This window comes from Cupriavidus sp. 05L411 (genome assembly GCF_056398045.1).
This window is the reverse complement of the sequence record NZ_JBFTOQ010000039.1, coordinates 25,983-49,662: the sequence shown is the minus strand read 5'-3', so window position 1 is coordinate 49,662 and position 23,680 is coordinate 25,983. Positions and strand designations below refer to the sequence as shown.

Here is a 23,680-nt window from a genome sequence, read left to right as displayed (position 1 = left end):
CTCCCAAAATGCGACTCCTCCACACCATGCTCCGCGTCGGCGACCTGCAACGCTCGATCGACTTCTACACCCGCATCCTCGGCATGCAGCTGCTGCGCGAGAGCGACAACACCGAATACAAATACCGCCTCGCCTTCGTCGGCTACGGCCCGGAATCCGAAACCGCCGTGCTCGAGCTGACCTATAACTACGGCGTGGAAAAGTACGAGATGGGCACCGCCTACGGCCATATCGCGCTGGAAACCGATAACGCGGCAGCCACCTGCGAGCGCATCCGCGCCGCCGGCGGCAACGTCGTGCGCGAGGCCGGCCCGGTCAAGGGCGGCACCACGGTGATCGCTTTCGTCGAAGACCCGGACGGCTACAAGATCGAGCTGATCGAGCGCAATTCCACGCGCGACGCCAGCCGTCCTTGAGGTGAGCGCGTCGCTGCCAAGCCGGCGCCCGCTCGACAGCACAGCCGTCACGCTGATGGTGGTCCTGTGCGTGGCCTGGGGACTGCAGCAAGTGGTCATCAAGGCGACGGCGCCACTGATGGGCGCCGTGCTCCAGGCTGGCGTGCGCTCGGCGGTGGCAGCCGTGCTTGTGTTCGGCTTTGCCGCCTGGCGCCGCACGCCGCTGTGGCAACACGATGGCACGCTGGGCCCCGGGCTGCTGGCTGGCCTGCTGTTCGGCGCCGAGTTCTTCTGCATCTTCGTTGGGCTCGGCCACACCACGGCTTCGCGCATGGCGGTGTTCCTCTACACCGCGCCCATCTTTACCGCACTCGGCCTGCATCTGAGCGTCGCCGGCGAACGCCTGCGGCGCGGGCAATGGCTGGGCGTCGGGCTGGCCTTCTGCGGCATGGCGCTGGCCTTTGCCGATGGCATCGCCACGCCGGCCGCGCATGGCGGCAGCACGTTGCTGGGCGATGCGCTGGGGATCCTGGCCGGCTTCCTCTGGGCCGCTACCACGGTGGTGGTGCGCGCCAGCCGGCTGGCTTCGGCAGCGCCCAGCAAGACGCTGCTCTATCAACTTGCGGTGTCTGCGGTGATGCTGCTGTCCATGGCGCTTGCGGCCGGGCAGCATCTGCATGCGCGCGTCGACGGCTTGGTGGTGGCCAGCCTGTTCTACCAGTCGGTGCTGATTGCGTTCGCCAGCTACCTGACGTGGTTCTGGCTACTGCGGCAGTATCTGGCTTCGCGTTTGTCGGTGTTTTCGTTTTTGACGCCGCTGTTCGGGGTGGCGTTTGGCGTGGTGCTGATGCATGACGCCGTAGGCATGCGGTTTGCGATTGCCGCGGTGCTGGTGTTGGGGGGGATTGTGTTGGTGAATCGGCGGGAGTAAATGGAGATGGTTGGGGCTGCAACTGCAAAATCAATTTCATAATCAAGAACTTAACTGAAAAATCAACTGCAATTTCACCACCCCTGCGGGGAGGTGAAACTGCAGTTGAAGTTGCCCTTGACGTTAAGCCGTTGCAGTTGCAGTTGCCATTAACCTACAACCCCCAACAATTCAACCTCAAAACCTAAAAGTCCCCAACGCCTCGCGCACTTCATCCAACGTAGCCTGCGTCACCAACCGTGCCTGCTCCGTCCCCTGCTTCAAAATATCAAACACAGAGGCCGGATCCTTGGCCAGCTCCTCGCGCCGCTCGCGAATCGGCGCCAGCAGCCCTTGCAGCACGCCATCGAGCCTGCGCTTGAGCACCATGTCACCCAAGCCGCCGCGCCGATAGTGCTCCTTCAACTCGGCCACTTCATCGACCGCCTCGTCGAACGCGTCGAGGTAGGTAAACACCACATTGCCCTCCACCTGACCCGGATCGGACACCTTGAGGTGGTTGGCGTCGGTGTACATGCGCATGACCGCTTCCTTGACCTGCTCAGGCGAGGCCGCCAGCGAGATCGCGTTGCCTTGCGACTTGCTCATCTTGGCCTTGCCGTCGACGCCGGGCAGCCGGCCAAAGCGCGGGATCAGCGCGGCGGCTTCCGGTAGCACTTCGCGGCCAACCTGGTGGTTGATTCGGCGCGCGATCTCGTTGGTCTGCTCGATCAGGGGGGCTTGGTCCTCGCCGACCGGCACCACGGTGGCCTTGAAGCCGGTGATGTCGGCAGCTTGCGAAGCCGGGTAGCACAGGAAGCCCGCCGGGATATCGCGGCCGAAGCCGCGCGCCTGGATCTCTTCCTTGATGGTCGGGTTGCGCTCGAGCCGGGCGACCGTGACAAAGTTCAGGTACATCAGGGTCAGCTCGGCCAGCGCGGGCAGGTGCGACTGCACCGTGATGGTGGTCTTGGCCGGATCGATGCCGACCGCGAGGTAGTCGAGCGCCACTTCCAGCACGTTGCGCCGCACCTTGTCCGGATCGTGCGCGTTGTCAGTCATGGCCTGGGTGTCGGCCAGCAGCAGATATTGCTTGTGGGTATCCTGCAGCGCCACGCGGCTCTTGAGCGAGCCAACATAGTGGCCCAGGTGAAGCTGGCCGGTGGGACGGTCGCCGGTGAGGATGACCTTGCGCTGGGGCGCCTGCGTTTCGCTAGTCATGGCATTTCCTTGGGTAAGAGAAGCGCCGCGGTGCCGGTCAGCGCAGGCAGAGTGCTGCCAACCGGGCTGCGGCGGCTGGAGTCGGGATCAGGGGATGACGACGTGCCGCTGCGTTCAGCAGCGCCACCAATGGGAACGAGAGCCGGTCGCGCGCATCATGTAGCCGGGGTTTCAAGCTGGCGCGCCAGGCCGACGTACTCGGCCACGGGGACTTCCTCGGCGCGCCGCGCCAGGTCGAAGCCAAGCGCTTCAAAATCGACCTGGTCGCGCAGCATCGACAGTGTATTGCGCAGGACCTTGCGCCGCTGCGAGAACGCCGCGGCCACCACGTCGCCCAGCACCGTCAGGTTGCACGCGGGATACGGCGAGCGCAACTGGCCATCGGGCTGGCGCGGCCAGGGGATCATGCGCACCACGGCGGAGTCAACCTTGGGCGGCGGGTTGAACGAGGCCGGCGGCACGTCGAGCACATGCTCCATGTGATAGCGCACCTGCAGCATGATCGACAGCCGCCCGAAGGCTTTGCTGCCTGGCTCGGCCACCATGCGCTCGACCACTTCCTTTTGCAGCATGAAGTGCTGGTCGCGCACCTGGTCGGCAAACTCGGCCAGGTGGAACAGCAGCGGGCTGGAGATGTTGTAGGGCAGGTTGCCGACGATGCGCAGCGGCTTGCCGGCTTCGCACAGCTTGCCGAAATCGAAGGCCAGCGCGTCGCCGGCGTGGATCACCAGCCGTTCGCCGTAGCGGCGGCGCAGGCGCTCCACCAGGTCGCGGTCAAGCTCGACTACCTGCATCTGCGGCAAGCGCTCCAGCAGCGGCTGGGTCAGCGCGCCAAGGCCGGGGCCGATTTCGACCAGGGTGTCGCCGTGCTGCGGGTCGATGGCACTGACGATGCCGTGGATGATGCCGTCATCGACCAGGAAGTTCTGTCCGAATCGTTTGCGGGCCACATGGCCCTGGTGTACGTTGGAACGCATAGTTAGGTCTCGCTCGGGCGTCAGCGTGTTGCCACCAGCGGCGCGGCGCGCGGCCGGCCATTGGCGTGGCCGGCCATGGCGATGGCGTTGCGGATCGCCTCGATCATGCTGCCGTGCTCGGCCTGGCCACTTGCGGCCAGGTCGAGCGCAGTGCCATGGTCGACCGAGGTGCGGATAAAAGGCAGCCCCAGCGTGATGTTCACGCCGTGGCCAAATGTGCCGTACTTGAGCGGGGCCAGGCCCTGGTCGTGGTACATCGCCAGCACGCAGTCAGCCCCATCTAGATGGCGGGGCTGGAACAGCGTGTCGGCCGGGTACGGGCCGCGGGCATCGATGCCCGCGTCCACGGCATGGGCCAGCGCGGGAATGATCACATCGATCTCCTCGCGGCCCATATGGCCGCTTTCGCCGGCATGCGGGTTCAGGCCGGTCACCAGGATACGCGGCCGGGCGATGCCGAAATGCCGGCGCAGGTCGTGGTCGACGATGGCCAGCGTTTCTTCCAGCATGGACACGGTCAGCGCGTCGGGCACCGCGCGCAATGGCAGGTGGGTGGTGGCCAGCGCCACGCGCAGCATGGCGTTGCCATGCGCGGGCTGCGGGCCGGCCAGCATCATCACGACGCGCGGCACGCCGGCGCGCTCGGCCAGGTATTCGGTGTGCCCGGTGAAGGGCACGCCGGCATCGTTGATGGTGCTCTTCTGCACGGGCGCGGTCACCATGCCGGCAAAACGCCGCGTGCCGCTGGTCCCGCCCATGCAGCCATCGATGGCGGCATCGAGCAAGGCGAGCACATAGCCGCCGTTGCGCGCATCCAGCCGGCCAGCATCGCAAGGCACGGCTAGAGGGATGTCGTCGCACACCACGCTGCCATCTGCAAGCCGGTGCGCCCAGGCTTGCGCGACACCCAGCGCGGCGGCGCGCGCCGCCAGCAGGCCCGCGTCGCCAAGCACGTGAAAACGCACCTGCGGATGCTCGCCGGCAAGTTGCAGCAAGGCGCCGACGGTAATGTCGGGGCCAATGCCGGCGGGTTCCCCGGTGGTGATGGCTAGCGCGAGCGGCTCGGACATGGTGGCGATACGTTCTGGTTAGCGCTGGCGGTTGACGCGGTATTCCACGTAGGCGGCCTGGCGCAACTGGCGCTGCCAGTCTTCATACGCCGCGCGCACCTTCTGCTCGCGAAGCTCCGCGCGGGCAAAGTCGCGCTGCTTCTCCGGCGTGATCTCGGTCTCGCGGCGATTGAGCACCTGGATCAGATGCACGCCGAACTGCGTGACGATGGGCTCGGACACCTCGCCCGGGCGCAGGCGGCTCATGGCCTGCTCGAACTCTGGCACCAGCTCGCCCGGCGATACCCAGCCAAGATCGCCGCCGTTCTGCGCCGACCCATCCTGGGAGAAGCGCTTGGCCGCGTCGGCAAAGTCGCCGCCGTGGGTGATCCGGTCGCGCAGCGTGGCCAGCTGGCGGCGTGCCTCGGCCTCCGGCATGTTGGGGCCGGTGCGGATCAGGATATGGCGCACCTGGGTCTGCGTGATGCGATCGCTGGCCGCCGGGTTCGACGCTGCCGGCGGCGCGGTACGCTTGGCCACCAGCTTGAGCACATGGAAACCGTTGGCGCTCTCGATGACCTGGGGCGCCACGCCACCAGGCTGCAGGTCAAGCACGGCATTGGCAAACAGCGCCGGCAGCCGGCCGATTTCACGGAAGCCGAGCGAGCCTCCCTGAGCGGCCTCGGGGCCGTCGGAGCCCTGCGCCAGCTGGGCGAAATCCGCGCCGCCCTGGGCCTGCTTGAGCAGGCCTTCGGCCTTGGCGCGCAAGGTGGCCTTCTGCGCTTCGGAGGCATCCTCAGGCACGCGCACCAGTATCTGGGCCACGTTGTATTCGGTGGGGCCGCTTCCGGCGGCGCCCTGCCCGCCACGGGCGGCGAGATAGTTGTCGATCTCGCCGTCATAGACCTGGATCTTGGAGTCGACTTCGCGCTCGCGCAGGCGGATCACCTGGACCTGCTTGCGCAGCTCGTCACGGTACTTGGTCCAGGTCATGCCGCTGCGCTCGACCTGGCTGCGCAGGTCGGTCGCATTGATGTGGTTTTGCTGCGCGACCGACTCAATGGCGCGATCGACTTCCTGGTCGGTCACCTTGATGCCGGCGTCCTGCGCCGCCTGCGTCTGCACCCGCTCCATCACCAGCCGCTCGAGCACTTCGCCCAGCAGGTCGGCACGCGCCGGCACCGGCCGGTTGGCCTGGCGCAGCTGCGATTCGATCTCGTCGGCGCGGTCCAGCAACTCGCGCCGCGTGATCACGCTGTTGTTGACGATCGCCACCACCTCGTCCACCAGTTGCGAGCGCTGAGCGCTCGTGCCCGGCTGCGTCACGCCCAAGCGCGGCTGGCTGGGCGAGGCGGCAGCGCTGTCGCCGGCCTGGGGCAGGAAGATGCCGGTAGCCTTCTGCCCGGGCGCCTTCAGCTGCGCCGAAGCCGGCAGCGCGAAGGCGGCCAGCAGTGCGGTCAGCAGCAGGCTTTGCCAGCCGGTCAGGCGGGAAGACATCGAGGGGCGCGCGTTGAATTCTTGACGTTTCATCATGGTCCGTCATTCATAGTGGTCGAGCTGGGATGGGATAACAGGCTTGGCGAGGACGGGCTCATAACCCGGCACGTTCAGCCGCAGCACATCCAGCGGATTGGAACCGATCTTGGACAACCCGCGGAACTCCACCTGGAAGAAGATGCGCCCGGTGTAGCCCTGCGTGGTATTGCGGAAGCGCTGGTAGACCACACGGCCAACCCAGCAATCCGCTGCGTATTCGAAACCGGCCAGCGCGTCGACCAGCTGGCTTGCGCTCAGGTCGAACGCGACCCGGCCGATGCCGTAGGTGCGCTGTGTCAGCGGCCACTGGCTCGAAACCTCGAACTGGTCGATAGCGGTATTGTCCGTCACCGAGGTAGGGCGCCGGTAGCGATAGCCGATATTCAGCGTCTTGCGCTGCTCCGGCCGCCACGAGAAGGCGATGTTCGAGTAGATCACCCGATCGCTGTCCGGGTTGTACTGCATCCCGGCGTCGAGGTAGTAGCCCTTGAACATCTGGATGGTCGTTGCCGCCAGCAGGTCGGAATAGCCGGCCTTGCCGACCGGGTCTGTACCGCCGATCTGCACGCGCTGGCCGGTCAGGTCGAAACGCTGGGCAATCGTGCCGCGGAAGCGCTCAATCCCGCTGCTTGCCTCGATCAGGCGCGTGGTCACGCCCGCCGTCACCTTATTGTTGTCAGCGATGCGGTCATAGCCGGTGAACGGGTTCTCACTGAAGATCTGGCCATAGCCAAAGTCGGACTGTACCGTGTCGAACAGCGGAAACTGGCTCTGGTCGCGGAATGGCGTGTAGACGTAGAACAGGCGTGGCTCAAGCGTCTGCACGTAGTTGACGCCAAACAGCCGGCTCACGGTCGGCGCATCACGCTCGAAGGTCATGCCCGAGTCCAGGCTGAGCGTCGGCAGCGTGCGGTTCAGTGTGGTCGGTGTGCCTGTGGCGACCGAGCCAGGTTCCATCTGGTACTGGGTGGCGTTGAACGACACCTTGGGCGTGATGAACCAGCCTGGGCGCACAATCGGATAGCTGACCGAAGACTGGACGAAGAGCCGGTCACCTTCCGGTTGCTGCGTGCCATCCGTGGTCAGCGGGATACGGAAGCGCGTGAAATCGGTCTCGACTTGCACGTCGAAACCGCCCAGATCGTACCGCGTATACTTGCCATTAATCTGCGGCACGCGCTCGTAAGAGGGCTGGCTTGGCGTCAGGGTCTGGAACTTCTGCACGCGTGCGAGAAGGGAAAAATCCTGCCAGGCGTAGGAAACGCCCGCTTCCTGCGTGTATTGCCTCTGAGTCGCCTGCGTCACCGATCTCGTGAGGTCGTCCGGGTACTGGTTGTCCGAGACCTTATTTACGTTAACGTAAGCGGTAAGGCCACGGGCGAGCAGCTGGGTATGCTGGACCGAATAGGCCCAGCGATTGGTCTTGGTCTTTTGATCGTCAGGAAGGAATTCGCCGCGCAGGCGGCCGCTATAGCCATCGCCGACGTAGCGAAAGTCGCTGCCTAGTTGCGGCCCGCGCGAACTCAGATAGCGCGGGAAGATCGTCAGGTCGCGGTTGGGCGCGATATTGAAGTAATACGGGACCGTGAGGTCCATGCCCGAGCGCGAGCTGTAGCCGAACAGCGGCGGTAACACCCCACTGCGGCGCTCGCTGTTCAAGGGGAAGCTGAACACCGGTGCCGCCATGATCGGCACGTCGAAAAAGCGCAGCACGCCGCCATAGGCGGTGCCTACCTGGCGGTCGCTGTCGATATCGAGCTCGCGCGCGCTGAAATACCAGTCCGCGTTGTCCGGCGAACAGGTCGTGTAGGTGGCGCGCTTGATCGTGCTGAGATTCTTGTCGATGAAATCGATGCGCTCGGCCTTGCCGGATCCGCCGGTCTGCTGGAAATAGTAGTCCGGGGACAGCATGTAGCCTTCGTTGGCCTCGACCCGCAGCCGGGCTTCCGGCCCGACCGAGAGCGAGCCGTCGCGGGCAATGCGGGCATTGCCGTGGACAAAAGCCTCGTCGCTGTCCTGGTCGTAGGTGAGCTTGTCGCCCTTGACCACGCCGCCATCGCGGCGCAGCTCGGCGTTGCCCTCGAGCTCCACGCCACGCTGGTTATAGCCGGTCATGCGATCGCCCGAGACAAAGGTGGGCGGGTTGTCGTCCGGCTCGGCTGTCTTGGTCTTGGCCGTGCCCGGCTCGGCCAGACGCGGCACCAGTTCGCCGGCTACCGGCGGGGCCTCGGGTGCCGCCTCGACGGCCGGCTCGGCCACTGGCAGGTCGGGAATGGCGGAGCTCACGGCCTGCGCGTGCGCACCCACCGACCAGCCGGCCATGGCCAACACGAGCGGGCGCAACGCGCTGCCGGGGAGTCGTGCCGGTGTCTTGCTAGCCTTCTGGTTCGGTGATCGTCGTTGTTCGGTCATGCGAGCGGGTCATGAGTCAGAGCGGCGGCGGCGGCCCAGCAACCGCCAGCCACCGCCGAAGCAGGCTGTCGGGCTGTAGGAGGCCCGCCTGGGAGCCGCCCCGGGGCCCGGGTCTGGTCGGGTATTATACGGGGCATCCTATTCTCCCTTTCCGGCATGGCAGCACATCCTCTCGACCCGCGTCTCGACCAGCTCAAAGTCTGGGTGTCCGGACTCGGTCCGGCCTGGTCCGTTAACCCCGACTCCTGTACCCCCGCATCGGCTGACGCCAGCTTCCGGCGGTACTTCCGGGCCAGCACCAGCCACCCCGACCATCCGAGCGTGATCGTGATGGATGCGCCTCCCGCGCAGGAAGACTGCCGCCCCTTCATCCATGTCGCGGAACTGTTCGGCGCCGCCGGCGTGACCGTGCCCAAGGTACTGGCGCAGGACCTCGAGAAAGGCTTCCTGCTGCTGAGCGACCTGGGCAACACCACGTATCTGTCCCGGCTGGACGCGGCCAGCGCGCGCGGCCTCTATGGCGATGCCGCCGCCGCGCTCGTGAAGATCCAGCTCGCGACCCGTCCCGGCACCTTGCCCGCCTACGACCGCGCGCTGCTGCAGCGCGAAGTCGACCTGTTCCCGCAGTGGTACGTGGCCCGGCACCTGGGCGTGACACTGACGCCCGACCAGGAATCCGGACTGGCCGAAGTGATGCAGACGTTGCTGGCCAACAACCTGGCCCAGCCACAGGTGTATGTCCATCGCGACTATCACTCGCGCAACCTGATGGTGCTTGAGGGCGAGGCCAATCCCGGCATCCTGGATTTCCAGGACGCGGTGATCGGCCCCATTACCTACGATGCGGTGTCGCTGTGGCGCGATGCCTATATTGAATGGGACGAGCAAGAGCAGCTCGACTGGCTGATCCGCTACTGGGAGCGCGCGCGCAAGGCCGGGCTGCCGGTGGCGCCCGACTTTGGCGACTTCTACCGGGATTTCGAGTGGATGGGCCTGCAGCGCCACCTCAAGGTACTCGGCATCTTTGCCCGCCTGTACCATCGCGACGGCAAGGAAGGCTACCTGGCCAACCTGCCGCTGGTGCTCAAGTACGCGCGCCAGGTGGCGGGCCGCTACATCGAGCTGCGCAGGCTGGTACGCCTGTTCGACGCCCTCGACGGCGTCGAGCGCCCGGTCGGCTACACGTTCTGATGCCGGCGCAAGCCATGCCGGGCGCACAGCCATGACATCCGGCGGCGATCCCACGGCCACGCTCACCCGCAGCGGCGAGTGGTGGGCAGGCGTGCGGGCGCTGGCGCCGATGCTGCTCGGCGTGGCGCCGTTCGGCCTGATCTATGGCGTGCTGGCGGTCAACGCCGGCATGCCCGCATGGCTGGCCTGCGCCATGAGCGCAATCGTGTTCGGCGGCGCCTCGCAGATGATCCTGACGCAACTGTGGGCGGCGGGCACGCCGGCGGTGCTGATCGCCGTGACGGTCGCCATGGTCAACCTGCGCCATGCGCTGTACTCGGCCACCATGGCCCCGGCGCTGGCGCACCTGCCGGGCCGCTGGAAGGCACTCATCTCCTACCTGCTGACCGACGAGGCCTTCGCCGCCATGACGCGGCGCCTCAGCGACGACGACGAACACAAGCGCTACCGCCACTGGTTCTTCTTTGGCGCCGGCTTCGCGCTGTGGGCCAGCTGGCAGGTCTCGACGCTGGCGGGTGTGCTGGTGGGCGCCCAGATCCCGCGCGACTGGCCGCTCGATTTCTTCCTGCCGCTCACCTTCATCGCCATCATCGTGCCCGGCATCAAGCACCGCTCGCACGCCGCGGCGGCGCTGGTGGCCACGGCGCTGGCGGTGGCCTGCTACGGCATGCCGCACAAGCTTGGCCTGATGGTCGCGGCGCTGGGCGGAATTGCCGCGGGCATGCTGCTGCTTGGCAAGGACCGCAGGCAGCGCAAGCCGGCCGCGACGGAGCCCGCCGCATGAGCCAGCTGACCCTGCTGCTGGTGTTTATCGGCGCCGGCCTCGCCACCTTCCTGATCCGCCTGTCCTTCATTGCCGTGGAAGGCCGGGTACGGCTGCCGTCGTGGTTCCGCACCGCGCTGCAGTTCGTGCCGGCCGCCATGCTGTCGGCGTTGATCGCGCCCGACCTGCTGATGCGTGATGGCCACGTCGACATCGGTCCCGGCAATGCGCGCCTGGTAGCCGGGCTTGTGGCCATTGTCATCGCCGCCAGGACGCGCAGCATTGGCTGGACCATCGCTGGCGGCATGGGCACCCTGATCGCGCTGACATACCTGCTGAACCACGCGCTGAAATAAGCGCCGGAGACCCTGCATTGAAAGCCATGATTTTTGCAGCCGGGCGCGGCGAGCGCATGCGCCCGCTGACCGATGCCCATCCGAAGCCGCTGCTGCCGGTGGGCGGCAAGCCACTGATTGCCTGGAAGATCGAGGCGCTGGCGCGCGCCGGCTTCAAGGACATCGTGATCAACCACGCCTGGCTCGGCGAGCAGATTGAGCAGGCGCTCGGTGATGGCAACCGCTTCGGCGTGCGCCTGGCGTACTCGGCCGAGCCCAGCGCGCTGGAAACCGCCGGCGGCATCGCCCAGGCGCTGCCGCTGCTGTCGGCCGCACCCGAGCGCGGCGAGATCTTCCTGGCGGTATCCGGCGACATCTTCACCGATTACGACTTCCGCGTCCTGCTGCCCCGCGCGCGCGCCATGGCCGGTGCGCCCGAGCCGCGCATGCACCTGGTAATGGTGCCCAATCCGCCGTTCCATCCGGACGGCGATTTTGCGCTCGGCGCCAACGGCCTGTTGTTGCCCACGCCCACGGCGACGGCGCCGAGCCTGACCTTCGGCAATATCGGCCTGTACGACACCCGGCTGTTCACCGCCATCGAGCCCGGCCAGAAAGTTGCCATGACGCCCTACTACCGCGCCGCCGTGGCAGCCGGGCTAGCCAGCGGCGAGCGCTTCGACGGCGCCTGGGAGAACGTCGGCACGCCGGCCCAGCTGGCGGCCCTTGATGCCCTGGTGCTAGCGCGAGCCGGCACCGCTTGCGCCCCCCTGCCCTGAGCGGGTCCGGCCCGTCCAGCCCCGCGCCGGCAATCCGGCGGCGTTAGAATCGCCCTATTCCCCATCCACGTGGCCCAACACATGTCCGCACCCGACTCCGCCCTCCTTCTCGCCTGTCGCGACCGGCGCGCCCGCGTGCTGCAGCAATTGCGCGCCGCCGGCGGCGGCGTGGCGATCCTGCCCACCGCGCCGGAAGCCATGCGCAACCGCGATAGCGACTATCCTTATCGCCACGACAGCTATTTTTATTACCTGACCGGCTTCACCGAGCCGGAGGCCGTGCTGGTCCTGGTGGCACAGGCGGGCGGCGCCGAGCGCAGCATCCTGTTCTGCCGCCCCAAGCACGAGGAGCGCGAGATCTGGGATGGCTTCCGCTATGGCCCGGAAGGCGCGCAGGCGGCCTTCGGCTTCGACGAGGCACATTCGGTCGAGGAAATCGACGCCGTGCTGCCCTCGCTGCTGGCCAACCACGCTGTGGTGGCCTACCCGCTGGCCGCCAACACCCGCACCGACATGCAGGTGCGGCGCTGGCTCGAAACGGTGCGCATGCAAGGCCGCGCCGGCGTGACCGCGCCATCGACAGCGATCGACATCCGCACCATCCTCGACGAGATGCGCTTGTTCAAGGACGCCGGCGAGATCGCTACCATGCGCCGCGCCGCCGAGATCTCGGCCCAGGCCCATGTGCGCGCCATGCGCGCTTCGCGCGAGGGCCTGCGCGAATACCACCTGGAAGCCGAGCTGCTCTACGAATTCCGCCGCCACGGTGCGCAGAGCGTCGCCTACAACTCGATCGTCGCCACCGGCCCCAATGCCTGCGTGCTGCACTACCGCGCAGGCCCCGCCGAGCTGCGCGACGGCGACCTGTGCCTGATCGACGCCGGCTGCGAGCTCGATGGCTACGCGTCCGACATCACCCGCACCTTCCCCGTCTCCGGCCGCTTTTCGCCAGCCCAGCGCGAGCTGTACGACCTGGTGGTGGCCGCGCAGGAAGTCGCCATCGCCGAGACCCGCCCCGGCGTGCCCTACAACGTGCCGCACGACGCCGCCACGCGGGTGCTGGCGCAGGGCATGCTTGATACCGGCCTGCTCGACGCGAACCGTTGCGGCGGCCTGGACGAGGTACTCGCCAGCGGCAGCTACCGCCAGTTCTACATGCACCGCACCGGCCACTGGCTGGGCATGGACGTGCATGACGTGGGCGAATACCGCGTGCCTGGCGCCGCGCCGGCCGAGGGCGAACGCGCCTGGCGTCCCCTCGCGCCCGGCATGGTGCTGACGGTGGAGCCCGGCATCTACGTGCGTCCGGCACCGGAAGTGCCGGAGCGCTTCTGGCATATCGGCATCCGCATCGAGGACGATGCGGTTGTCACCGAGGGCGGCTGCGAGCTGATGACGCGCGGCGTGCCGGTCAAGGCGGACGAAATCGAGGCGCTGATGCGCGACGCGGGAGGTACACGATGATCAGTTGGCTACGCAAGATACTTCCGAGCGGCGAGCGCCCACAGACCAGCCGCGCACGCGCCGTTGATCCCGCGCAACCGTTCGTGGTCAACCTCTATGATGACCGCCTGGTCGTGCATCGCCCCGATGGCCAGCGCGAAGAACTCGAATGGGACGTGATCGAACGCGTGGTGGTGCGGGTCTCGAACCGCGAGCCATGGGCCGGGAAGGCCTGGCTGATCCTGGTGGGAGACCCCAAGGCCGACGGCACGCCCCGGGGCTGCGTGGTACCGCTCGACGCGGCCAACCATGCGGCGCTGGTGGAACGCCTGCAGGCATTTCCCGGCTTCAACCAGCAGAAGCTGGACAACGCCCTGAGCGACGCGGCGGCGGGCAAGCACCGCACCGACGCCAACTGCTGGAAGCGCGGCGCACAGCCGGCGGAATCCGGCGCCATGGGCAATGCGAGCAACGACGGCAACCTCGTCGCCCAGCCAGGCAGCGCGCATGAGCCCGGCAAGCACTGAAGCCTCCGCGGACACGGATATCGCCATCGTCGGTGCAGGGCCGGTAGGCCTCGCGCTGGCCTGCCTGTTGCTGCGCAAGAGCCCGTGGCGCCTGACCTTGATCGACGCCGCCACGCCGGCGCGCGCGTCCCGCGATCCGCGCGCCATCGCGCTGTCGTACGGCAGCCGCCAGCTGCTCGAGCAGATCGGCGCGTGGCCCCGCGCTGTCACCCCGATCGAGCATATCCATGTGTCGCAACGCGGGCGGTTCGGCCACGTCAAGCTCCACAGCCACGACTACGACGTACCCGCGCTGGGTTATGTGGTGCGCTACGGCGAATTGTGCGAGGCACTCGAGCGTGCGCTGGCCCAGGCCGTCCAGGCCAGCCCCGCCCCCGCTGGCGAACGCCTGATACGGGTCTACGAGACACGCATTGATCATCTGGAACAATCTGGTCCCGATACGGCTGCAGCCAGCCTGGTGCGCCTCCGCGGCCATGGGCATGACCAGCAGCCCGCCGCCTTCGGCGCGCGCCTGGTGGTGCAGGCCGAAGGTGGCCTGTTCCACCAGCAGTCCACCCGCGCGGAGCGCGGCGTGCAGGGGCAGAAATACAGGCGCGACTATGGGCAGACCGCCATCGTGGCCCACGTGGCCTGCTCGCGTCCGCAGCCCGGCTGGGCCTGGGAGCGCTTTACCGAGGAAGGGCCGCTGGCGCTGCTGCCGCATGAAGAGCACGGCACGCCCGGCTACGCCCTGGTCTGGTGCTGCCCGCCGGAACAAGCGGCCCGCCGGCTCGCACTGCCCGAAGGGGAGTTCCTTGCTGAACTGGAACAAGCCTTCGGCCCGCGCATGGGCCGCTTCACCGGCATTGGCAAGCGCCATGCCTTCCCGCTTGGGCTGAACGCGGCGCCCGTCACCGTGGAGGGCCGGGTAGTGGCGGTCGGCAATGCGGCGCAGACGCTACATCCGGTAGCCGGCCAGGGCCTCAACCTCGGCCTGCGCGACGCCTTTGCCCTGGCGCTCGCGCTGCGCGCCGACTGCAGCCCGCAGGCCTTGCAGGCGTTTGCGGCGCAACAAAAGCTGGATCGGGCCGTCACCATCGGCGTGACCGACCTGCTGCCGCGCGTGTTTGGCGTTTCCTACCCGCTCGCCGCCCACGCGCGTGGGGCATCCCTGGCGGCGCTCGCTTGCCTGGGACCGCTCAAGGACACACTGGCGCACCAGATGATGTACGGCATGCGCCGCTAAAGGCTGCCAAGGGCCGCCGGCGGCCCTGTTGTCAACATTGTTTGCAATCCGGCCCGGTGCAATATTTGCTCAAATCTTGAGCAACCCGGGTCGTTTGGCGGTAAAATCCTGCCCTCACACATGTCCACTGAATGACGCCGAGCACTGTTTCGGCAGGGCATGCCATTTTCATTTTTGTCTAGTTGCGGGCCGCCTTGCGGCCCCTCGTCAGTCGCTACAGTCGCTATCGTGCAAATCGGACCGCACCAACTCCGCAACAACCTGTTCGTCGCGCCCATGGCCGGTGTGACGGACCGGCCATTCCGCCAGCTGTGCAAACGGCTGGGGGCGGGCTATGCGGTGTCCGAAATGGTCGCCTCCAACGCACAGCTGTGGAAGAGCGAAAAGACCATGCGGCGCGCCAACCACACGGGCGAAGTCGAACCCATCGCGGTGCAGATCGCCGGCGCCGAGCCGGCCATGATGGCGCAGGCCGCACGCCACAACGTGGAGCGCGGCGCGCAGATCATCGACATCAACATGGGCTGCCCGGCCAAAAAGGTGTGCAATGTGGCCGCCGGCTCGGCGCTGCTGCAAAACGAGCCGCTGGTGGTGCGCATCGTCCAGGCGGTGGTCGCTGCCGTGGCCGAGGTCGATCTGCGCGTGCCCGTCACGCTCAAGATCCGTACCGGCTGGGACCGCCAGAACCGCAATGCGCTTCGCATCGCGCGCATGGTGGAAGACGCCGGCATCAGCATGCTCACCGTGCACGGGCGCACGCGCGCCGACCTGTACAAGGGCGAAGCCGAGTACGAGACCATTGCCGCGGTCAAGGCAGCGCTCTCCATCCCCGTGGTCGCCAATGGCGACGTCACCACGCCGCAAAAAGCCAAGCATGTGCTGGCCGTGACCGGCGCCGACGCCATCATGATCGGCCGCGCGGCGCAGGGCCGGCCCTGGCTGTTCCGCGAGATCGAGCACTACCTGGCCACCGGCGAGCTGCTGCCGTCACCGGAAGTGGCCGAGATCCGCGCSATCATGAACSCSCACCTGGMMGACCACTACGACTTCTACGGCGARTTCACCGGCGTGCGCACCGCGCGCAAGCACATTGCCTGGTACACGCGCGGCCTGGCCGGCGCCAACCTGTTCCGCCACCGCATGAACACGCTGGACAGCACCACGGCCCAGCTCGCCGCGGTCAACGAATTCTTCGATGAACAGGCACTGCTGTCCGAGCGCCTGGTCTATGTGGAAGACGGCGCGGACGGCACGGATGACACCGACGACGAGAAACGAAACAAGTCGAACAACAACAATAACGGGGAGTTGCTTGCCGCATGAGCCGCAACGCTATCGACCAGTGCATCCGGGACAGCCTGGGTGCCTACTTTCGCGACCTGGACGGTGAAGAGCCGTCGAATATGTACAACATGGTGCTCGAAGCCGTGGAACGGCCGCTGCTGGAAGCAGTGATGGCGCGCGCCGAGCGCAACCAGTCGCTCGCGGCCGCCTACCTGGGCATCAATCGCAATACGCTGCGCAAGAAGTTGCAGCAGCACGGTTTACTTTGAAGCGTCTCCCCATAGCCATGATCAAGCAAGCCCTCCTCTCCGTATCCGACAAGACCGGCATCGTCGAATTTGCCCGCGAGCTCAACTCGCTCGGCGTCGCGCTGCTCTCCACCGGCGGCACCGCCAAGCTGCTGGCCGATGCCGGCCTGCCCGTCACGGAGGTGGCCGACTACACCGGTTTCCCCGAAATGCTCGATGGCCGCGTCAAGACCCTGCACCCGAAGGTGCACGGCGGCATCCTGGCCCGCCGCGACCTGCCCGAGCACATGGCGGCGCTCGCCGAGCACAACATCCCCACCATCGACCTGCTGGTCGTGAACCTGTACCCGTTCCAGCAAACCGTGGCCAAGGATGACTGCTCCCTGCCGGACGCCATCGAGAACATCGACATCGGCGGCCCCACCATGCTGCGCTCGGCCGCCAAGAACCACCGCGACGTCACCGTCATCGTGGACCCGGCCGACTACGCGCCGGTGCTGGAAGAAATGCGCGCCAACGCCAACAGCGTCGGCTATGACACCAACTTCCGCCTGGCCACCAAGGTATTCGCCCACACCGCGCAGTACGACGGCGCCATCACCAACTACCTGACCAGCCTCGGCGCGGACAAGGCGCACCAGACCCGCAGCGCCTACCCGCAGACGCTGAACCTGGCCTTCGAGAAGGTGCAGGAAATGCGCTATGGCGAGAACCCGCACCAGTCGGCCGCCTTCTACCGCGACCTGAAAGCCTCCGACGGCGCGCTGGCCAACTACACGCAGCTGCAAGGCAAGGAACTGTCGTACAACAACATCGCCGATGCCGACGCGGCATGGGAATGYGTCAAGACCTTCGGCGCTGCCACCGGTGCGGCCTGCGTGATCATCAAGCACGCCAACCCGTGCGGCGTGGCAGTCGGCGCCAACGCGCTGGAAGCCTACGAAAAAGCCCTCAAGACCGACTCGACCTCGGCCTTCGGCGGCATCATCGCCTTCAACGTCGAGCTGGACGAAGCCGCCGCCCAAGCCGTGGCCAAGCAGTTCGTCGAAGTGCTGATCGCCCCGTCGTTCAGCGCCGGCGCGCGCGCCGTGTTTGCTGCCAAGCAGAACGTGCGCCTGCTGGAAATCCCGCTGGGCAACGGCCTCAATCCGTATGACTTCAAGCGCGTCGGCGGCGGCCTGCTGGTGCAAGGCCCCGACGCCAGGAACGTCCAGCGGGACGAACTGCGCGTCGTGACCAAGCGCCAGCCCACGCCCAAGGAAATGGACGACCTGATGTTCGCCTGGCGCGTGGCCAAGTTCGTCAAGTCGAACGCCATCGTGTTCTGTGGCGGCGGCATGACGCTAGGCGTCGGCGCCGGCCAGATGAGCCGCGTGGACTCGGCCCGCATCGCCAGCATCAAGGCGCAGAACGCCGGCCTCACGCTGGCGGGCTCGGCCGTGGCATCGGACGCCTTCTTCCCGTTCCGCGACGGCCTGGATGTAGTGGTGGATGCAGGTGCCACCTGCGTCATCCAGCCGGGCGGCTCGATGCGCGACGACGAAGTGATCGCCGCCGCCGACGAGCGCAATATCGCAATGGTATTGACCGGCGTGCGTCACTTCCGCCATTGAGGTCCGGGCTGGGCATTTGAGCGCATCGCGGCACCGCGAGCGCCCGCCCTCTCCCCCGGCCCCTCTCCCACAAGTGGGAGAGGGGAGCCAACCAGCGGCAAGATCAACCGATTGGTATAGCCGTGTGAAGCGCCCGAAGGGCGGGCCACACCCCAACGCGATGCGAAGCGAGCCGTCAAGGTGTGCCAAGGCCGTATGGGGCGCCTTCTTTGCCTACTTTCTTGGCAAGACAAGAAAGTAGGTCGCCGCCCCGCAGGGGTGGTGAAACTGCAGTTGCTTTTGACAAGAGGCAATTGCAGCCGCCCCTCCCCTCCCAACGTTACAATCCCCCATCACCCATTAAAAGCCGAGCCCGACCCTCATGCGTATCCTCGGCATCGACCCCGGCCTCCGTACCACCGGCTTCGGCGTGCTGGAAAAGCACGGCAACAAGCTAACCTACATCGCCTCCGGCACCATCAAGAGCGACGGCGACAGCGGCCTGCCGGCAAGGCTGAAAACCCTTTTCGACGGCATCAGCGAAGTCACCCGCACCTACGCGCCCGATTGCGCCGCAATCGAGAAGGTATTCGTCAACGTCAACCCGCAATCCACGCTGTTGCTTGGCCAGGCCCGCGGCGCGGCGATCTGCGGGCTGGTCACGCATGGCCTGCCGGTGTTCGAGTACACGGCACTTCAGTTGAAGGTGGCGGTGGTCGGCTACGGCCGCGCCAACAAGGAGCAGGTGCAGGAAATGGTGATGCGCCTGTTGAGCCTGACGGGACGCCCCAGTTCCGACGCGGCGGATGCCCTGGGCATGGCAATCTGCCATGCCAATGGCAGCAACACGCTCACCGCCCTGACCGGGCTGGCCCCGGACCTGGTGCGCAAGGGCATGCGGGTACGGCGTGGGCGCCTGATCGGCTGAGCGAGCCCAGGCGGCCAAGCAGCCGCTGGCACCTTCAAGTCTCTTACAATCGAGCGATCGCCCGTCAAAGGATGCCGCATGCTCCGCTCGCCTCGCGCGTTCCGCGCCTTGAATCCGCCCCGCCCCGCTCGCCTGCCGGCGCTGTTGTCCGCGCTGGCCGCCACGGTTCTCGCCGGCTGCGCCGCGCCGCCGCCCGTGGCCACTATCCCGGCGGCCCCAGCCCCTGGCCCAGCCCCGGCCCCGGCCCCGGCCGTGCCCAAGGCGCTGGTGATCGGGCATCGCGGCGCTAGCGCGCTGCGCCCTGAGCACACGCTGGCGTCCTACCAACGCGCCATCGACGACGGTGCCGACGTGGTGGAACCCGACCTGGTGATGACGCGCGACGGCGTACTGGTGGCCCGGCACGAGAACGAGATCGGCACCACGACCAACGTGGCGGAGCTGCCCCAGTTCGCCAGCCGCAAGCGCATCAAGGTGATCGACGGCGAACGCCTGGATGGCTGGTTCACCGAAGACTTCACGCTGGCCGAGCTCAAGACGCTGCGCGCGCGCGAGCGTATCGCGCAGGTGCGCAAGGCCAATACCCAGTACAACGACAAGTTCGAGATCCCCACCTTCGACGAAATCATCGATCTGGTGGCCAAGGCATCGCAACGCAGCGGGCGCGTGATCGGCCTGTACCCGGAAACCAAGCATCCGAGCTATTTCCGCGGCATCGGCCTGCCGCTGGAGGAGAAGCTGGTGGCCACGCTGCAAGCCCATGCGTACACGCGCAGCGCGCCGGTGTTCGTGCAGTCCTTCGAGACCGGCAACTTGCGCGAGATGCGTCAGCGCCTGGCCCAGGGCATGCCTAATGTGAAGCTGATCCAATTGATGGGCGGCGCGAAGAACCGGCCTGCCGACTGGCGCCTGGCCGGCGACACCCGCACCTACGCTGACATGATGACGCCGATCGGCTTGCGCGAAGTGGCCAGCTACGCCAGCGGCATCGGCCCGGAGAAGTCCAGCGTGATGCCCCGCGACGCCAACGGCAACCTCGGCACGCCGACCGCGCTGGTGCGCAACGCGCATGCGGCAGGCTTGCTGGTCCATCCCTATACCTTCCGTCCTGAGAACACCTTCCTGCCGCGCAACCTGCGCACCGGCGGCGACGATGCCACGCGCAGCCCCAGCGGCATGGTGCGCGAGGTGCAAGCCTTCCTCGCCGCCGGCATCGACGGCTTTTTCACCGATGATCCCGCGCTGGGACGCCAGGCGGTGGACACGCTGGGCCAATAGCAGATAGCCGATAGCCGATAGCCAATGTGGCCCGGCCGCGCCGGTACGCCGTACGCTGGGCTACACTGGCGGCCTTCGCGATGGCGGGCCTTTCCCCGCGCTGGCCGCCGCCGCACTCCCTTCCCATCCCGGCGCGCGCGCCGTAATTCGCTGCAGACACTACACCATGATCGGACGCATCGCCGGCACCCTCATCGAGAAGAATCCCCCGCACCTGCTGGTCGATTGCCACGGCGTCGGCTACGAGATCGACGTGCCGATGAGCACCTTCTACAACCTGCCCGCCGTCGGCCATCCCGTCACCCTGCTGACCCAGCAGATCGTGCGCGAGGACGCGCACCTGCTGTACGGCTTTGGCAGCGCCACCGAGCGCAACACCTTCCGCGAGCTGATCAAGATCACCGGCATCGGCGCGCGCATGGCGCTGGCGGTGCTATCCGGCATGTCGGTCAGCGAACTGGCGCAGGCCATCACGCTGCAGGAAGCCGGACGGCTGACGCGCGTGCCGGGCATCGGCAAGAAGACCGCCGAGCGCCTGCTGCTCGAACTCAAAGGCAAGCTGGGCGCCGAGCTTGGGGCCGCGCCCGGCAGCACGCCGGTGCACGACAACGCCGTCGACATCCTCAACGCGCTGCTTGCGCTCGGCTACTCGGAGAAAGAGGCAGCGCTGGCGATCAAGCAGGTGCCCGCAGGCACCGGCGTGTCCGACGGCATCAAGATGGCGCTGAAATCGCTATCCAAAGGTTGACCCGGCCGGATCACGGGCAGGCCAAGGACGCTCCCGGCGTTGAGCCTGCGCGGCGTGCGCAGGATTCGCGCGGCCGGCGCCACGCCCGGAAGGGCTACAATCCAACCACTTTGCCCGCATCCGTAACATGATCGAAACCGACAAGCTAGCCACCGAGCGGGGCGCCGATCGCGTGATCGCCCCCACCGCCGTCTCCCCCAACGAGGAGGCCTTCGAGCGGGCGCTGCGTCCCAAGCTGCTCGACGAATATGTCGGCCAGGAAAAAGTGCGCGGCCAGCTGGACATCTTCATGCACGCCGCGCGCAACCGGCGCGAAGCGCTCGATCACGTGCTGCTGTTCGGGCCGCCGGGGCTGGGCAAGACCACGCTGGCGCACATCATCGCTCGCGAAATGGGCGTCAACCTGCGCCAGACCTCCGGCCCGGTGCTGGAACGCCCGGGCGACCTGGCGGCGCTGCTGACCAACCTGGAAGCCAACGACGTCCTGTTCATCGACGAAATCCACCGGCTATCCCCGGTCGTCGAGGAAATCCTGTACCCCGCGCTCGAGGATTACCAGATCGACATCATGATCGGCGAAGGCCCGGCCGCACGCTCGGTCAAGCTGGACCTGCAACCTTTCACGCTGGTTGGCGCCACCACCCGCGCTGGCATGCTGACCAACCCGCTGCGCGACCGCTTCGGCATCGTGGCGCGGCTGGAGTTCTACACCGCCGAGGAACTATCGCGCATCGTCACGCGCTCCGCCCAGTTGCTGGGTGCCCGCATCGACCCGCTGGGCGCGCTGGAAATCGCACGCCGCGCGCGCGGCACGCCACGGATCGCCAACCGGCTGCTGCGCCGCGTGCGCGACTTTGCGGAAGTCAAAGGAGATGGAAACATCACTCGCGCCATCGCGGACGCCGCGCTCGCCATGCTCGACGTGGACGCGGTCGGCTTCGACCTGATGGACCGCAAACTGCTGGAAGCGATCCTGCTCAAGTTCAGCGGCGGCCCGGTGGGCGTGGATAACCTGGCCGCAGCCATCGGCGAGGAGCGCGACACCATCGAGGACGTGCTCGAGCCCTTCCTGATCCAGCAGGGCTACCTGCAGCGCACGCCGCGGGGCCGCATGGCCACGGCCGCCGCCTACCGGCACTTCGGGCTGGCGGCGCCCGGCGAGAGCGATTCGGCCCCCGCCTGAGCGGCATCGAAATCCGCACATCGAAACCCGCATTAAGTAGTTTCGAGGCCCGCAGACAATTCTTTTGTCGTGCATTGCTGGCTGCTCCCTCCTTGTCCACAATGACTTAGCTCCGACCGCCAAGGCAAGGCGACAACTGACGGCAGATGCCCGACGGCCGGCTAACTGATCCCTGACAGGAGAGAGCACATGAATCGACGCCACTTTGTCACCCGGCTGGCGGGCTCGGGCCTGGTCGTGGCCACCGCGTTCGCGGCTGGCTGCACCACCACCGGCACCTATGCGCCAACCGATGCGGCGGCCAAGAAGAAAGAAATCGACGCGGGTGCCGACGGGGCGCTCAACCGGCTGTTCACAACCGTCGACAGCTCGCGCGAGCTGGCCTCACGCGCCCAGGGCATCCTCGTGTTCCCGCGCGTGCTGTCGGCAGGGCTGGTGGTCGGCGGCGAATACGGCGAGGGCGTGTTGCGCTCCAAGGGCGCCTCGGTGAGCTATTACCGCACCACCTCGGCCTCGATCGGCGCGACCGCCGGCGGCCAGTCCAAATCCGTGGTGGTGATGTTCATGACGCCCGATGCCTACGACAAGTTCGTCAACAGCAGCGGCTGGACAGTCGGTGCGGATGCCGGCGTGGCGCTCGCCAAGGTCGGTGCCAACGGCAAACTCGATACGATCACCGGCCAGCAGCCGGTGATCGCCTTCGTGCAGACCAATGCCGGGCTGATGTTCGATGTGTCGCTGGACGGCTCCAAGATCAGCAAGCTGAACATCTAGCCGCAGCCCGCGCAGGCAGCCCTTGGCCCGGGGCGACCCGGCCAGGGCGCGCGCGCGTCTACAGTGTGGCGGGGCAAGGTGGCGGCGCCGCTGGCATAATCGCCCAAAAATCGCCCCTGGAACACCCCGATGACCACGTCAAGCGCCACGTCCGCCCACAGCGGGCGCGTCTATCGTTACTACGATCTCGTGATGGTGGCTTTCGTCACGGTCCTGCTGTGCTCCAACCTGATCGGCGCGGCCAAGGCGGCCCAGGTCACGCTGCCGGTGATCGGCCCGGTGACCTTCGGCGCGGGCGTGCTGTTCTTCCCGATTTCGTACATTTTTGGGGACGTGCTGACCGAGGTCTATGGCTACGGGCGCGATCGCCGCGTGGTCTGGGCCGGATTCGCGGCGCTGGCGTTCGCCACCTTCATGAGCCTGGTGGTGCTGAAGATGCCGGTGGCGCCCTTCATGAGCGATTACCAAAAGAGCCTGGAAGACGTCTTCGGCAATACCTGGCGCATCGCGCTGGGCTCGCTGATCGCATTCTGCTGCGGCAGCTTCACCAACAGCTATGTGCTGGCCAAGATGAAGCTGTGGACCAACGGCCGCTGGCTGTGGACCCGCACCATTGGCTCCACGCTGGCCGGCGAGCTGGTCGATTCCTCGCTGTTCTACGTGATCGCCTTCTACGGCATCTGGCCGCTGGAGAAAGTGATCCAGGTCGCCATTGCCCAATACATCCTCAAGACCACATGGGAAGTGGTGATGACGCCGGTCACCTACAAGGTGGTGAACTTCCTCAAGCGCGCCGAGCGCGAAGACTACTACGACCGCAATACCGATTTCACGCCCTTCCGCCTGCGGGTGTAAGAAGCGCCCGGCGCGGCCAGCGCG

At 66.9% G+C, this 23,680-nt stretch carries 23 protein-coding genes; 18 read left to right on the top strand and 5 right to left on the bottom strand.

Annotated features, from left to right (window positions below; genetic code table 11):
- Window positions 1-8 precede the first annotated feature (8 nt).
- Together gloA and AC1DQR_RS31450 are read left to right on the top strand one after the other, a co-directional pair.
- Window positions 9-416 carry a lactoylglutathione lyase gene (gene gloA / locus AC1DQR_RS31455; RefSeq protein WP_006162781.1) on the top strand — a complete coding sequence of 136 codons (408 nt, stop codon included), beginning with the start codon at window positions 9-11 and terminating at the stop codon, window positions 414-416.
- A 55-nt stretch (window positions 417-471) separates the two neighbouring features.
- Entirely contained in the window at window positions 472-1,326 is an 855-nt protein-coding gene (locus tag AC1DQR_RS31450) for a DMT family transporter (protein WP_416050431.1), read from the top strand.
- Between the two features lie 177 nt (window positions 1,327-1,503).
- Here the strand turns inward: AC1DQR_RS31450 and trpS are convergent, their stop codons facing one another.
- The 5 genes from trpS to AC1DQR_RS31425 form a co-directional block, all read right to left on the bottom strand.
- Entirely contained in the window at window positions 1,504-2,526 is a 1,023-nt protein-coding gene (gene trpS / locus AC1DQR_RS31445) for a tryptophan--tRNA ligase (protein WP_416047618.1), read from the bottom strand.
- Window positions 2,527-2,681: 155 nt separating this feature from the next.
- Window positions 2,682-3,503 carry a 16S rRNA (adenine(1518)-N(6)/adenine(1519)-N(6))-dimethyltransferase RsmA gene (gene rsmA / locus AC1DQR_RS31440; protein WP_174427471.1) on the bottom strand — a complete coding sequence of 274 codons (822 nt, stop codon included), beginning with the start codon at window positions 3,501-3,503 and terminating at the stop codon, window positions 2,682-2,684.
- Between the two features lie 20 nt (window positions 3,504-3,523).
- On the bottom strand, window positions 3,524-4,573 hold the full coding sequence (gene pdxA, locus AC1DQR_RS31435) for a 4-hydroxythreonine-4-phosphate dehydrogenase PdxA (protein WP_416047617.1): 1,050 nt from the start codon (window positions 4,571-4,573) through the stop codon (window positions 3,524-3,526).
- Window positions 4,574-4,591: 18 nt separating this feature from the next.
- Window positions 4,592-6,082 carry a peptidylprolyl isomerase gene (locus AC1DQR_RS31430; RefSeq protein WP_477134410.1) on the bottom strand — a complete coding sequence of 497 codons (1,491 nt, stop codon included), beginning with the start codon at window positions 6,080-6,082 and terminating at the stop codon, window positions 4,592-4,594.
- Between the two features lie 9 nt (window positions 6,083-6,091).
- On the bottom strand, window positions 6,092-8,500 hold the full coding sequence (locus tag AC1DQR_RS31425) for an LPS-assembly protein LptD (protein WP_477134405.1): 2,409 nt from the start codon (window positions 8,498-8,500) through the stop codon (window positions 6,092-6,094).
- Window positions 8,501-8,656: 156 nt separating this feature from the next.
- On the opposite strand from AC1DQR_RS31425, the gene AC1DQR_RS31420 reads away from it, so the two are divergent.
- The 16 genes from AC1DQR_RS31420 (at window position 8,657) to AC1DQR_RS31345 (ending at window position 23,656) form a co-directional block, all read left to right on the top strand.
- Window positions 8,657-9,691 carry an aminoglycoside phosphotransferase family protein gene (locus AC1DQR_RS31420; protein WP_416047616.1) on the top strand — a complete coding sequence of 345 codons (1,035 nt, stop codon included), beginning with the start codon at window positions 8,657-8,659 and terminating at the stop codon, window positions 9,689-9,691.
- Between the two features lie 31 nt (window positions 9,692-9,722).
- Window positions 9,723-10,475, top strand: coding sequence for an AzlC family ABC transporter permease (locus AC1DQR_RS31415; protein WP_477134404.1), 753 nt, complete (start codon window positions 9,723-9,725; stop codon window positions 10,473-10,475).
- A complete protein-coding gene (locus AC1DQR_RS31410; RefSeq protein WP_043343742.1) occupies window positions 10,472-10,810 on the top strand; it encodes an AzlD domain-containing protein in 339 nt (112 codons plus the stop codon). The genes AC1DQR_RS31415 and AC1DQR_RS31410 overlap by 4 nt, the downstream gene beginning before the upstream one ends.
- Window positions 10,811-10,827: 17 nt before the next feature.
- The gene (gene murU, locus AC1DQR_RS31405; RefSeq protein ID WP_477134403.1) at window positions 10,828-11,568 is read left to right on the top strand and encodes an N-acetylmuramate alpha-1-phosphate uridylyltransferase MurU; all 741 of its coding nucleotides are present in this window, start codon (window positions 10,828-10,830) and stop codon (window positions 11,566-11,568) included.
- Between the two features lie 81 nt (window positions 11,569-11,649).
- Window positions 11,650-13,032 (top strand): aminopeptidase P N-terminal domain-containing protein, encoded by a 1,383-nt coding sequence (locus AC1DQR_RS31400; protein WP_416047612.1) that lies wholly within the window; start codon window positions 11,650-11,652, stop codon window positions 13,030-13,032.
- Window positions 13,029-13,538 (top strand): hypothetical protein, encoded by a 510-nt coding sequence (locus AC1DQR_RS31395; RefSeq protein ID WP_416047611.1) that lies wholly within the window; start codon window positions 13,029-13,031, stop codon window positions 13,536-13,538. The genes AC1DQR_RS31400 and AC1DQR_RS31395 overlap by 4 nt, the downstream gene beginning before the upstream one ends.
- Window positions 13,519-14,766, top strand: coding sequence for a UbiH/UbiF/VisC/COQ6 family ubiquinone biosynthesis hydroxylase (locus tag AC1DQR_RS31390; RefSeq protein ID WP_416047610.1), 1,248 nt, complete (start codon window positions 13,519-13,521; stop codon window positions 14,764-14,766). The genes AC1DQR_RS31395 and AC1DQR_RS31390 overlap by 20 nt, the downstream gene beginning before the upstream one ends.
- Window positions 14,767-14,994: 228 nt before the next feature.
- On the top strand, window positions 14,995-16,089 hold the full coding sequence (dusB, locus tag AC1DQR_RS31385; protein WP_477134402.1) for a tRNA dihydrouridine synthase DusB: 1,095 nt from the start codon (window positions 14,995-14,997) through the stop codon (window positions 16,087-16,089).
- On the top strand, window positions 16,086-16,319 hold the full coding sequence (locus AC1DQR_RS31380) for a Fis family transcriptional regulator (RefSeq protein ID WP_006156396.1): 234 nt from the start codon (window positions 16,086-16,088) through the stop codon (window positions 16,317-16,319). The genes dusB and AC1DQR_RS31380 overlap by 4 nt, the downstream gene beginning before the upstream one ends.
- A 17-nt stretch (window positions 16,320-16,336) precedes the next feature.
- Window positions 16,337-17,911: a bifunctional phosphoribosylaminoimidazolecarboxamide formyltransferase/IMP cyclohydrolase gene (gene purH / locus AC1DQR_RS31375; RefSeq protein ID WP_043343721.1), complete on the top strand. Its 1,575-nt coding sequence runs from the start codon at window positions 16,337-16,339 to the stop codon at window positions 17,909-17,911.
- A gap of 361 nt (window positions 17,912-18,272) precedes the next feature.
- Entirely contained in the window at window positions 18,273-18,818 is a 546-nt protein-coding gene (gene ruvC / locus AC1DQR_RS31370; protein ID WP_174427462.1) for a crossover junction endodeoxyribonuclease RuvC, read from the top strand.
- Window positions 18,819-18,896: 78 nt separating this feature from the next.
- Window positions 18,897-20,096 carry a glycerophosphodiester phosphodiesterase gene (locus AC1DQR_RS31365; protein WP_416047608.1) on the top strand — a complete coding sequence of 400 codons (1,200 nt, stop codon included), beginning with the start codon at window positions 18,897-18,899 and terminating at the stop codon, window positions 20,094-20,096.
- Between the two features lie 166 nt (window positions 20,097-20,262).
- On the top strand, window positions 20,263-20,844 hold the full coding sequence (ruvA, locus tag AC1DQR_RS31360; RefSeq protein ID WP_150988018.1) for a Holliday junction branch migration protein RuvA: 582 nt from the start codon (window positions 20,263-20,265) through the stop codon (window positions 20,842-20,844).
- 127 nt (window positions 20,845-20,971) lie between these two features.
- A complete protein-coding gene (gene ruvB, locus AC1DQR_RS31355; protein ID WP_416047607.1) occupies window positions 20,972-22,027 on the top strand; it encodes a Holliday junction branch migration DNA helicase RuvB in 1,056 nt (351 codons plus the stop codon).
- A 189-nt stretch (window positions 22,028-22,216) separates the two neighbouring features.
- On the top strand, window positions 22,217-22,801 hold the full coding sequence (locus AC1DQR_RS31350) for a BPSL1445 family SYLF domain-containing lipoprotein (protein WP_416047606.1): 585 nt from the start codon (window positions 22,217-22,219) through the stop codon (window positions 22,799-22,801).
- Window positions 22,802-22,930: 129 nt separating this feature from the next.
- The gene (locus AC1DQR_RS31345) at window positions 22,931-23,656 is read left to right on the top strand and encodes a queuosine precursor transporter (protein ID WP_416047605.1); all 726 of its coding nucleotides are present in this window, start codon (window positions 22,931-22,933) and stop codon (window positions 23,654-23,656) included.
- The last annotated feature ends 24 nt before the right edge of the window (window positions 23,657-23,680 follow it).